Source organism: Lysinibacillus sp. NPDC056959, assembly GCF_042674095.1.
GTDB classification, from domain to species: domain Bacteria; phylum Bacillota; class Bacilli; order Bacillales_A; family Planococcaceae; genus Lysinibacillus; species Lysinibacillus zambalensis.
This window is the reverse complement of sequence record NZ_JBHURE010000021.1, coordinates 31,782-44,463: the sequence shown is the minus strand read 5'-3', so window position 1 is coordinate 44,463 and position 12,682 is coordinate 31,782. Positions and strand designations below refer to the sequence as shown.

Genomic DNA, 12,682 nt, shown 5'->3' with positions numbered 1-12,682 from the left:
CGTACGACAGCAACAAATGTTTTCTGTGCGAAAGCGCAGTGGTAACGTAGCGACAGCAACAATTATGCCAAGGCGAAATTGATAGTAGTGTGCGAGGGGGGAAACGAATGTATGGGCAATTTTTAGCAAAAAAAAATAAAGAGCGAATAGGGTCCCTACAAAAGCTCGCGCAAACACAAGATACGTGTTTTGCGCAAAATATCGATTTGATAGCAGTCAAAGAAGTACAGTTAGCAGCCTTGCACAAAATTGTATATCAAGTTGTGCAGGGACTATTGAAAAAACAACAACAACGACATTTACAAATTATACATCCAGAACAGACACAGTCAGTACAGGAGAATGTGCTAACGCTTTTAGCTGAATATGATGATTTACTGCGTGAAGCAATTCCACTCCCTATCTATATTTTCATTTGGCAAATTTCTTCATTGGAGAAGTTAGCTAATTGCGTTGAAGTTGTTGATGATGTACTTGATATATTGGAATGGTATTTTATTCATCAAAATGAGCAAGTTGAAGCATTTGACGAAGAAGTTCTTGATCATGAAGTAATCATTGACTTATACAAAGATGCCATCGAGGAACAGGATTCGGATGCACAGTTTCAACTTGGTGATTATTATAGTGCAATCGACGGGACATATTTCCAACCAGAAAAGTCTGTGAAGTGGTTCGAGTTAGCAGCATCACAAGATAATGCTGATGCACAATATGCTCTAGGTAATTTTCTCTTTGAAGGTATAGGTGTAGAAGAAAACTATAACATGGCTTTTTCGCTTTACGAGGCTGCAGCAAAGCAAGGGCATCCGGATGCCGCGAATAATTTAGCGGATATGTATTTTAACGGTGAGGGAGTGCCAGAAAATTTGGTACTTGCGAAGAAGTGGTTCGAATTTGCCGCACAACATGGTGTGGCAGAGGCCATGTTTACACTCGGAATTATATACGAGCAGGGATTAGGAGTCGACAAAGATGAGGAGCAAGCTTGTAGCTATTATAAAAAATCTGCTGAAGTAGGCTATGTTGAGGCACAATATAGGCTTGGAGGAATCTATCTAGAGGGTCGGTTAGGGCAACCGAAAGATGTGAACCGTGGATTATATTGGTATGAAAGAGCAGCAAAGCAATATCATGTCGATGCCTTTTATGATTTGGGCTTTATTTGGAGCCAAGGGTTAACAGGTATACGGAATATTGAAAAAGGTATTCATTGGTTTAAACAGGCCGCCCTTCAAGGTGATTCGGAAGCAAAATTACAACTAGGGCACATATACAATAAAGGGGAAGGAATAGCTAGAAATATTAAAGAGGCTATAAAATGGTATGGACTTGCAGCAGATGCAGGAAGTGCGGAAGCGGCAATTTTACTGCAAGAATTGAAAGGGAAGTAAGTATTTTTTATTAAAAAGTAATAGGTTTTTAGATTCAATTATTACCCTTTATGATATAGGTATTAAGTTTTAGTTCCGTTTCTATGAATAGTTATATATTATCAGTTGTGATTGGCCGTTAAAATATCAATATAATAAAGTGGTATTACCTCGAACTAAAACAAAGGAAAAATAAGCATAAAAAAAACAGAGATGATGTCAATTGGCTACCTAAAAGTATTGTGGTAGCTTTTTTGCTGTTTTAGATAATAAGTAAGACAACAGGTACTTTTTGTTCAATTAATGGCAAAAAATGTAATTATAAAAATTGACAGCTATTTATAAAATGTATAAGGTATATGAGGGATTTTGAAAGGTAGTTAGTAGCGATAGCTAATTATAAAGTTACCATTTTTAGTTGATTTAACAAAGGGACAGAGTCATAAGTAATACTGAGGGTGTTCTCACTAAAAGTTAGGGATGACAATTCCACAGGAAGGCGCCTAGCCCGAATGGAAATCAACTCTACGTTATGGTGATGTTTTTTTATTTTTAAGTGAATGGAATTAAATTTTTCTCAGCTTTTAAAAGTACACGGCATGAAAGAGGGTAAATGTGTGATTTTTCAAAAACAGAGAAAGACAACGGCGTTAGATTTAGAGCAATACATTGTAAAAATGGATATAGCGAATCGCAATTCAATAAAAAAGCAAATTGATTTGCTTAAATTGACGAAGCGGGATTTACAATATTTAAAAGCCTTTCAACCTTTTGTAGAAGGCAATATTGATAACATTGTTAATCGATTTTATGAAATGATTGTAACTGAACGTACTCTAGTAGATATTATTAATAAACATAGTTCTGTAGAGAAGCTGAAAATTACTTTAAGACGTCATATTATTGAAATGTTTAATGGTACGATTGATGATGATTTTTATCAAAGAAGAGTTAAAATTGCTAAAGTACATGTACATATCGGGCTTAAAACACAATGGTATATTTGTGCTTTTCAAGATTTAACGGCATCATTTATTGACTTAGTTGAAGAACATGTTCATCATCCAATGGATCAACTTAATACAATTAGGGCTATCTCAAAAATATCTAATTTTGAGCAACAGTTAGTTTTAGAGGCTTTTGAGCATACCATTGAGCAACTTCATGAAAAAATAGAACGTAGAAAAGAAGTAATAGAGAAAAAAATCGTAGCGTCTTCGGAAGGTCTTGCCACAATATCATTGGAAACAAACAACTCGTTTCATCGTTTAAGTGAACAATCGGATGAAATTAAACGACTGGCAAAAAAATCACTTCAAGTGTCGACTATGGCTGAGAGTCAGGCATTAGAAGGTCGTGAACGATTAAAGAATCAATCGCAAAATATGAGTAATATTATTAACTCGCTTGATGGTATAGCGGAAAATATTACACAGTTGGCAGATATGTCAAGGGAAATGGAATCGATTATGAATGTTGTGACAAATATTGCTAATCAAACGAACTTGTTAGCTTTAAATGCGGCAATAGAAGCGGCTCGCGCTGGAGAAGCGGGTAAAGGCTTTAGTGTTGTTGCAGATGAAGTGAGAAAACTATCGATTCAAACAAAGGAATCTGTCACATCGGTTGCGACTTTATTACATAAAACGAATGAGCGGACTGATAAACTTGTTCACTCGCTTAGTAGTATTCAAGAAGAGGTTACTTCTGGTGAGGAAAACATGGTTCAAACGGAAGGTCAATTTACTAATATATTGGACGCTATGACCGAAGCCAAAGAACAAAATGGACAGATGGAAAAAGAAGTACAAGCAATAGTAGAAGTACTAAGTCAATTAGGTATTGCTTTTAATGAAGTGAAAAATTCCGCTGAAGAACTAGCTAGCTTTGCACAAAATTTAAATTAATGAAGTGAAAAGCAAGAGACAAAGAAAAATAAAGATGCTTTACACTGTAGTGTATAATAACACTATATCAACTGTTTATATATACGATCCGCTAGGTAGATAAAAGATACCGGTGAAAATATGCTGTTAAATTCAATATATACTAATTGAACATAGAAAAAAATGGAGCTATCCTTTGCGCTGGATAGCTCCATTTTTGCTAAATTTGTAAAGGGTTTAACGTAATTTTCGATAAAAAAAGTTTATACTGAAATAAAGAACTAAAAATAGGGGCGGTTAATATGAAAACAGTTGTTGTATTAGGTGGCGGAATTACGGGTTTGTGTACGATGCATTATTTACAACGCCAAGTTCAGGAGAAAAACTTAAATGTAAAGCTTGTACTCGTTGAAAAAAATACATACCTTGGTGGTAAGCTTCACTCTGCATATGAACAAGGCTTTATCATGGAAACAGGAGCAGATTCTATAGTAGCGCGTCATAAAGGTGTTATGGAGTTAGTAGAAGAACTTAATTTTGAACAAAATCTTGTGTATAACGAAACGGGTGTTTCGTATATTTACACAAATAATGAGCTACATGCTATCCCAGCAGATTCAACGTTTGGTATTCCTATGAGCTTACAATCTCTAGAGGAAAGCACGCTTGTATCAGAGAAAGGTAAAAAAGAAGCAATAAAGGATTTAACCATGCCAAATGAAGAGTTTACAAAGGAAAGTTCGATTGGGGAATTTTTAACGTACTATTTAGGTGAGGAGCTTGTTCAAAACCAAATAGCGCCCGTACTTGCAGGTGTATACTCGGGAGATTTAAATCAACTTTCAATTGCTTCCACTTTACCGTATTTAATCGATTACAAAAACGATTACGGTAGTATTATTAAAGGCTTTGATGCAAACAGGGAACAATTTTTGAAAGCTGCCAATAAAAAATTTATTTCATTTAAAAATGGTTTATCGTCATTAATTGATCGACTTGAAGAAACATTAACGGATGTAGAAATTATAAAAGGGATTGCCACTATAAGTGTTAAAAAGCAGGAGAATCAGTACTCCGTTACATTAGCAAACGGTAAAATAATTGAAGCAAATCATGTTGTCATGGCACTGCCAAATGAAGCGGTACAAAGCTTATTGCAGGATGAATCTTTGAACGGCTATTTTGAACAATTCAATACTGCATCCGCCATTACGATTTACTTAGGGTTTGATGTACCAGATAATAGATTACCCGCGGATGGAACAGGCTATATTGTGTCACATAATTCAGATGTTATTTGTAATGCAGCAACATGGACAAGTCGCAAGTGGAAACACACGTCAGCAGAAGGAAAATTACTTGTACGACTTTTTTATAAGAGCATTAACCCTGAGTATGAGAGATTGCGTTTGATGTCAGATGAAGAGTTAGCAGCGGTTGCTCTAGAGGATGTAAGAAAAAGCTTGGGGATTGGGGAAACACCAACAATTGTGGACGTGACAAAATGGATCGACCAAATGCCAAAGTATGATTTGGCACATCGTGAAGCGTTGCAAGGTCTCGTACAAGAGCTTGAGAAAAACTATCCGAATTTATCAATAGCGGGTTGCTCTTATTTCGGAGTGGGCATAGGTGCGTGTATTCAAAATGGTAAAAAAATTGGTGAGAAGCTTGCTGAAAAACTATCGTAATTGTTTGATTTAAATCAAAATATGGTATTTTTCGTGAGATTTTACCTCTGTTCTGTGAAATAGTCTTGACTCAATCGTTCGTAAACGATATGATTCTTTTAATTATTTAAAAAATTCATACAACATTCTTATCAAGAGAAGCTGAGGGACTGGCCCTATGAAGCTTCAGCAACCAACTTATTGTCAGGTGCTAAATCCAGAGGACCGTAGTGTCGAAGATGAGAAGGAAAAACAATGACGAAACGTTAAAGCCTTCTTTTTATGTAAAAGAAGGCTTTTTGCATTTTAATTTTTACAAATAAAGGAAGAGAGGCTAGTTTTATGGGATTGCTTGAAAGGTTAAAAACGCATGTTCTTACAGCAGATGGTGCAATTGGTACAGTTTTATATGGCTATGGCTTGGAGTATTGCCACGAGGAAATGAATATACAAAGACCTGAATTAATTGAAAAGATTCATAGAGAGTATATAGCGGCAGGTGCCGATATTATTCAAACGAACACTTACGGAGCTAATGCCATAAAATTAGCCCGCTATGGATTAGAATCTCGTGTGCAGCAGTTTAATGAAGCTGCTATAACGATTGCAAAACGAGCAGCGGCAGATGGTGGACAATTTGTCTTAGGTACTATTGGGGGAATCCGTGGTATTCGAAAAAGCGACGCAACGTTAAAGGAAATTTTAGCAACAGTTAATGAGCAGGCAACTGTTTTACTTGCAGGAAATCCAGATGGCCTTTTACTTGAGACATATTATGATTTTGAAGAGTTAACAGCGACTTTAGCAATGCTACGAGCTAAAACGAAATTACCGATTATTGCTCAAGTTTCTATGCACGAACCAGGAATTTTACAAAATGGAATGAGCTTAAATAACGCTTTACATGAACTTGAAGCGCTAGGTGCTGATCTCGTAGGTGTTAACTGTCGCTTAGGTCCTCACCATACAATACAAGCATTTGAAGGTGTGGAGCTTCCTAAGAAAGCATTTATGTCAGCGTATCCGAATGCTTCTCTTCTTGATGTAGAGGATGGCCGTGTCGTTTATGAGTCGGAGGCAGATTATTTTGGTCGAGCAGCTGTAGAGCTTCGTGATCAGGGGGTACGTTTAATTGGTGGTTGCTGTGGTACGACACCAAAGCATATTGCTGCAGCGAAAAAGTACTTAGAGGAGTTATCTCCAATCGAAGAAAAGTATGCAAAGCCAGAAAAAGTAGAGATTGTCCGTGAGGCTGAGCCAGCAAATTACGAACCATTACATGTAAAAGTAAAACGTGAACGCTCAGTTATAGTGGAATTAGATACACCAAGACATTTAGAAATTGAAGGCTTTATTGCGGGAGCAAGAAAAATATATGAGGCGGGCGCAGATGTAGTCATGATGGCAGATAATTCACTTGCTTCTCCAAGGATTAGTAATGTCGCAATGGGTGCCTTACTGAAAGAAACACACGGGGTACGACCGTTAACTCATATAACATGCCGAGATCGTAATTTAATTGGACTTCAATCACATTTAATGGGATTAAATGCACTAGGTATTCACGATATTTTAGCAGTGACTGGAGATCCGACGAAGGTGGGCGATTTCCCAGGGGCCACAAGCGTTTATGACGTATCTTCAATGGAGCTAATCCAATTAATAAAACAGTTAAATGAAGGTGTATCGTTCTCGGGGAAACCACTTCGTAAAAAGGCGAATTTCTCTGTAGCGGCTGCCTTTAATCCTAATGTACGTGTACTAGATCGCGCGGTATCTCGATTAGAGAAGAAAATTGAATATGGGGCAGATTATTTTATTTCGCAGCCTGTTTATACAAAGGGAAAAATCGTGGAAATATACGAGGCGACAAAGCATTTAGAAACACCAATTTATATTGGCATTATGCCAGTAACGAGCTATAAAAGTGCGGAGTTTTTACATCATGAAGTGCCAGGCATCAAACTATCCGATGATGTGTTAGCCCGTATGAAGGCATGTGGCGATGATAAAGAACGCGCAACACTAGAAGGGATTGCAATTGCCAAGGAATTAGTAGAAGTAGCAGCGGAATATTTCAATGGTATTTACCTCATCACACCATTTTTACGCTATGACATGACACTAGAATTGATGAAATTTATTGAGCAATTGGATGAACAGAAAAAAGGGGTAAGTATAAATGGCTAAGCACTTGATTGAAGAACAACTAGAGAAACGAATTTTAATTCTTGATGGCGCAATGGGTACAATGCTACAAAATGAGAATTTATCAGCAGAGGATTTTGGCGGCGAGGAATATGATGGCTGTAATGAAAATCTCGTGCTAACTAGACCAGATGTGCTTGAAAAAGTTCATAGAAAATATTTAGAAGCTGGAGCAGATATTATTTGTACAAATACATTTGGAAGCACACCACTCGTATTAAATGAATATGATCTTGGTGCGAAGGCAGAAGAAATCAATACACGTGCTGTGGAAATTGCACGCAAAGTAGTAGATGAGTTTTCTACATCGGATTGGCCACGTTTTGTAGCGGGGGCTATGGGACCAACCACAAAAACCTTGTCAGTTACAGGTGGTATTACATTTGATGAAATAGAGGAAAACTTCTATGTTCAGGCCAAGGCATTAATCGAAGCCGGAGCCGACGTTCTGTTGCTAGAAACTAGTCAGGATATGTTGAATGTTAAGGCAGGAACATTAGGGGTATCTCGTGCTTTTACGGCAACTGAAAAAGAGCTACCTGTGATGATATCAGGAACAATTGAACCGATGGGAACAACATTGGCTGGTCAAACAATTGATGCTTTTTACATTTCCATCGAGCATATTAAGCCATTATCAGTTGGCTTAAACTGTGCAACTGGACCAGAGTTTATGACGGATCATATCCGTTCACTAGCAGAGCTTTCAACAGGCTATATTAGCTGTTACCCGAATGCAGGCTTACCTGACGAGGAAGGCTGCTACCATGAGTCACCTGATTCGCTGTCACAAAAGCTAAAAGGCTTTGCGGAAAAGGGATGGCTAAATATTGTAGGAGGCTGCTGTGGTACAACTCCAGCACATATTGCTGCTATTAGAGAAGTGCTAAAGGACCAAAAGCCTCGTCAATTACCAGATGCCACACATGGTCATGTAGTTTCTGGTATCGAGCCATTGGTGTATGACGATTCTATGCGTCCGTTATTTATTGGAGAACGGACGAATGTAATCGGTTCTCGTAAGTTTAAAAATTTAATTATTGACGGGAAGTTTGAGGAAGCTGCAGAAATCGCGCGTGCCCAAGTGAAAAATGGAGCACATGTTATCGATATTTGTTTAGCAAACCCTGACCGCGATGAACTAGAAGATATACGTGGCTTTATGCAGGAGGTTGTAAAAAAAGTAAAAGTACCTCTTGTAATTGACTCGACAGATGAAAAAGTAATTGAGGAAGCACTTAAGTTTTCTCAAGGGAAAGCCATTATTAACTCTATAAACCTAGAGGATGGCGAGGAGCGTTTTGACGCAGTTTTACCGCTAGTGAAAAAATATGGTGCCTCTTTAGTAGTGGGGACAATTGATGAGCAAGGCATGGCGGTTGATCGACAGCGTAAGCTTGAGATTGCTGAACGTTCCTATAAATTGTTAACAGAAAAGTGGGGTATTGCTCCTGAAGATATTATTTTTGACCCATTAATGTTCCCAGTAGGAACGGGAGATGAGCAGTATATTGGTTCAGCACTTGAAACGGTAGAAGGAATTCGCCTGATTAAAGAAAAAATGCCACGTACATTAACGGTGCTTGGTGTAAGTAATATTTCGTTCGGATTACCACCAGTAGGTCGTGAAGTATTAAATGCCGTATATTTATATCACTGTACACAGGCTGGATTAGATTATGCAATTGTGAATACGGAGAAGCTAGAACGTTATGCATCCATTCCTGAGGAGGAAATTAAGCTAGCCAATGATTTACTCTTCCATACAAATGATGAAACATTAGCTGTTTTCACGGATTTCTATCGTGATAAAAAGAAGGAAAAAACAGAGGCAGATATTCCGAAAACAGTAGAAGGTCGCTTAGCTTACTATATTTTAGAAGGTACAAAGGAAGGGCTTATTGAGGATCTAGATGCTGCTCGTGAAATTTTCGAAACACCGCTTGATATTATTAATGGCCCATTAATGGACGGAATGGCAGAGGTTGGCCGTTTATTTAACGATAATCAGCTCATCGTAGCAGAGGTGTTACAATCAGCAGGGGTTATGAAGGCAGCAGTGTCACATTTAGAGCAATTCATGGAGAAAAATGAAGAGAGTGCTGGCAAGGGGAAAATGGTACTCGCTACTGTAAAAGGCGATGTGCATGATATTGGGAAAAACCTTGTCGATATTATTTTAAGTAATAATGGCTATAAGGTAATTGATCTTGGCATTAAAGTAACACCTGCTCAGTTAATAGAAACGATTCGTAAGGAGAAGCCAGATTTCATCGGGCTTTCAGGCTTACTTGTAAAATCAGCACAGCAAATGGTTATTACAGCTCAAGATTTCAAGGAAGCGGGTATTGATGTCCCTATTTTAGTAGGGGGAGCGGCATTATCTCGTCGCTTTACTGAAACAAAAATTGCCGGCGAATATAATGGTCCTGTCATTTATTCAAAGGATGCGATGCAAGGATTAGAGCAAGTAAATCGGTTAATGGGGACAGATACACGTACTGATTTCTTAGTTGAAATTGAGGAATCTCGCAAAAAACGCTTAGAGGCAGACGAAAAAAGAGCGGCTCGCCCGGCTAAAGAAGTAACTGTTAAGCCTGTACGCACGGTAAAGGAAGCTTCTGTCTTTCTTCCGGCTGATTTGCGACGCCATGTAAAGAGAGAGTATGCTGTTTCGCATTTATATCCATATGTTAATATGCGGACATTACTTGGACATCACCTAGGCTTAAAAGGTCAAGTACAGCAGTTGCTTGATGCTGGCGATGCAAGGGCAACAGAGTTAAAAGATTTAGTCGACGATTATTTACAAAGTGATTTATTGAAGCCTTCGGGTGTGTATCAGTTTTTCCCTGCACAAGCCGATGGGGATGATGTCGTTGTTTATGATCCAGCAGATAGCAAAACAGAAATTGAACGATTTACCTTCCCACGTCAGCAAGTTGAACCGTTTTTATGTCTTGCAGATTTCCTGAAAACAGTTGAAAGTGGTGAAATGGACTATATTTCTTTAATGGTAGTAACAGCTGGACAAGGGGTTATGACGAAGGCTCGTCAGCTAAAAGATGAAGGAAAATTCCTTGAAAGTCATGCATTACAATCTACAGCACTTGAGCTTGCGGAAGGCTTTGCGGAGCGTATGCACCAAGAAATTCGTGATCAATGGGGCTTCCCGGATGCGACAGATTTTACAATGCGTGATCGTTTCGCAGCAAAATATCAAGGGCAGCGTTTTTCATTTGGCTATCCTGCATGTCCGAACTTAGAAGATCAAGAGAAATTGTTTGGCTTATTAAAACCAGAAGACATTGGTGTGCATTTAACGGAAGGCTTTATGATGGAGCCTGAAGCTTCTGTTTCAGCAATAGTCTTTGCACATCCAGATGCTCGGTATTTTAATGTGTAATGCTAGGAAAAGTGGTATAACTTTATGTAAAGAGGTTAAGGTTAAAGCCTCGGCATAATTGAAGTAGGACGTGAGCATGATGATTCGATTAATGGAAGAAAAAGATTTACCTGGTGTTTTAGATATTTACAATGACATTATTTTAACGAGCAAAGCCGTTTATCGATATGAAACTCAATCGTTAGAAGAAAAAAGAAGATGGTTCAAGGAGCAGCAAACAATCGGTAATCCACTGCTAGTCTTTGACGTAAATGGCACAGTAGCCGGCTTTGCAACATATAGTCAGTTCCGTCCATATCCAGGCTATAAGCACACAATGGAGCACTCTGTATATGTGCATAAAGATCATTATCAAAAGGGGATAGCTATCCAATTAATGCATGAGCTTATCCGAATTGCTAAAGAGCAAGATGTGAAAACACTCGTAGCGGGCATTGATGGTGAAAATATCGGAAGCATTAAAGTACATGAAAAACTAGGCTTTGAATATGTAGGTACAATTAAAAATGCAGGCTATAAATTTGATCAATGGCTAGATCTTGCATTTTATCAGTTACAGTTAACTGAACCAAAAGTATAGAAAGTATTCGACATGACATATCTTCTCAGCTTGTCTGCTTATACTAATGATTGAAGATGAATATACGGGTTATATAATAGGTTGATTGGAGTGTAGGCTGGGCGACTCCACGGGGATCAGCAATAAAGGAACGAAGGCTAAAAACATCACGTCCTGTGATAACACCTTCGTGACCAACATCATGTTGGCCCAAGCGGCTCATCGGACGCCCCCCAGGAAAGCGCCCAGCCGGAACGGAAATTAACTCCACTTTATAGTGATGAGCCATATTAATTTATATTTATTCCTAAACACATTACAAAAGGATATGACAAATGTCATATCCTTTTTATGATGTTTGCTTCTGTTGCATGATTGTACTCTTGTTTTATGATGAGGTCATAAGAAAAAAAGGAAAAGAGGGAGTAAATATAATGGCAACAGATAAAGAAAAAACAAAAAAACTGCGCCAAGACGTAGCACCATTTGCGAAATCTGATACGGCTAAAAGTATCTTCCAAATGGTTAATACGATTATACCTTTAATTGCTCTTTGGGTAGCTGGCTATATGTTAGTGGATGTTTCACCATGGTTAACAGCTGGGTTAAGTGTAATTTCTGCTGGATTTGTCGTACGAACTTTTATTATTTTCCATGATTGTACACACGGTTCATTTTTCAAAAATAAAAAAGCAAACGACTGGGTTGGTTTTGTAACTGGGGTGTTAACATCATTCCCATATGAAAAATGGAAACGTGAGCATACAATTCACCACGCAACTAGCTCGAACTTAGATAAGCGTGGTATTGGTGATATTGATATGATGACAGTGGAAGAATTTTTACAAGCATCTAAAGGGCAACGTTTATGGTATCGTTTTTACCGTAATCCATTTGTAATGTTTGGCTTAGGTCCATTGTTTATGGTGTTCATTTTAAACCGTCGTAATCGAAGTGATGCTAAACAGAAAGAACGTATTAACACGTATTTAACAAATGTAGTCATGGCAGGAATCTGTGCAGCCTTAATTTTCTTTATGGGATGGCAAGCATTTTTATTAGTGCATGGAGTAACATTGTTTGTGGCTGCTTCTCTTGGCATTTGGTTATTTTTTATCCAACATACGTATGAAGATTCTTATTTTGAGCATGACTCAGAATGGGATTATGTAAAGGCTGCTGTCGAAGGTAGCTCGTATTATAAATTACCAAAGCTATTACAATGGGTTACAGGCAATATTGGTTTCCACCATGTACACCATTTAGCTCCACGTGTACCGAACTATAATCTTGAAAAGGCGCATAATGACATACCGCCATTACACACTGCAACGACAATTACGTTACGTACAAGCTTAGAATCATTACGCTACAAGTTGTATGATGAAGAGCAAGGCAAGTTTGTAACCTTTAAAGACGTTAATGAAATAATTAAGCGAAAAGAAAGAGGCAGTTTAGCTGCTTAGTAGAATTTTTCAGCCATCTCTTCTAAGGGATGGCTGTTTTACGTAAACATTGTACAACAAGCTCAGTAAATATCATGTGCAGGCATAAAATAAATTTTCTTGTTATAATGAGGG

The 12,682-nt window shown here is 38.1% G+C and carries 7 protein-coding genes and 1 riboswitch; all 7 genes read left to right on the top strand.

Going from position 1 to position 12,682, the window contains the following annotated elements; all coding sequences use genetic code 11:
- The first annotated feature begins 107 nt into the window (after nt 1-107).
- Nucleotides 108-1,394, top strand: coding sequence for a sel1 repeat family protein (locus tag ACFTQ7_RS19215; protein WP_386830419.1), 1,287 nt, complete (start codon nt 108-110; stop codon nt 1,392-1,394).
- 596 nt (nt 1,395-1,990) lie between these two features.
- Complete coding sequence (locus ACFTQ7_RS19210) at nt 1,991-3,280, top strand: protoglobin domain-containing protein (protein WP_386830418.1); 1,290 nt, start codon at nt 1,991-1,993, stop codon at nt 3,278-3,280.
- A gap of 281 nt (nt 3,281-3,561) precedes the next feature.
- Nucleotides 3,562-4,950 carry a protoporphyrinogen oxidase gene (locus tag ACFTQ7_RS19205; RefSeq protein ID WP_386830417.1) on the top strand — a complete coding sequence of 463 codons (1,389 nt, stop codon included), beginning with the start codon at nt 3,562-3,564 and terminating at the stop codon, nt 4,948-4,950.
- 125 nt (nt 4,951-5,075) lie between these two features.
- A riboswitch (SAM riboswitch) is annotated at nt 5,076-5,175 on the top strand.
- Between the two features lie 96 nt (nt 5,176-5,271).
- Entirely contained in the window at nt 5,272-7,119 is a 1,848-nt protein-coding gene (locus ACFTQ7_RS19200) for a bifunctional homocysteine S-methyltransferase/methylenetetrahydrofolate reductase (RefSeq protein ID WP_386830416.1), read from the top strand.
- Nucleotides 7,112-10,543: a methionine synthase gene (gene metH / locus ACFTQ7_RS19195; protein ID WP_386830415.1), complete on the top strand. Its 3,432-nt coding sequence runs from the start codon at nt 7,112-7,114 to the stop codon at nt 10,541-10,543. The genes ACFTQ7_RS19200 and metH overlap by 8 nt, the downstream gene beginning before the upstream one ends.
- A 79-nt stretch (nt 10,544-10,622) precedes the next feature.
- A complete protein-coding gene (locus ACFTQ7_RS19190) occupies nt 10,623-11,123 on the top strand; it encodes a GNAT family N-acetyltransferase (protein WP_386830450.1) in 501 nt (166 codons plus the stop codon).
- A 413-nt stretch (nt 11,124-11,536) separates the two neighbouring features.
- Nucleotides 11,537-12,568, top strand: coding sequence for a Delta(5) desaturase DesA (gene desA / locus ACFTQ7_RS19185; protein WP_386830414.1), 1,032 nt, complete (start codon nt 11,537-11,539; stop codon nt 12,566-12,568).
- The last annotated feature ends 114 nt before the right edge of the window (nt 12,569-12,682 follow it).

Excerpts from the sequence above, each read along its gene's own strand:
- ACFTQ7_RS19215 (WP_386830419.1), top strand. The coding sequence starts at position 108 with ATGTATGGGCAATTTTTAGCAAAAAAAAATAAAGAGCGAATAGGGTCC.
- ACFTQ7_RS19205 (WP_386830417.1), top strand. The coding sequence starts at position 3,562 with ATGAAAACAGTTGTTGTATTAGGTGGCGGAATTACGGGTTTGTGTACG.
- ACFTQ7_RS19200 (WP_386830416.1), top strand. The coding sequence starts at position 5,272 with ATGGGATTGCTTGAAAGGTTAAAAACGCATGTTCTTACAGCAGATGGT.
- metH (WP_386830415.1), top strand. The coding sequence starts at position 7,112 with ATGGCTAAGCACTTGATTGAAGAACAACTAGAGAAACGAATTTTAATT.
- ACFTQ7_RS19190 (WP_386830450.1), top strand. The coding sequence starts at position 10,623 with ATGATTCGATTAATGGAAGAAAAAGATTTACCTGGTGTTTTAGATATT.
- desA (WP_386830414.1), top strand. The coding sequence starts at position 11,537 with ATGGCAACAGATAAAGAAAAAACAAAAAAACTGCGCCAAGACGTAGCA.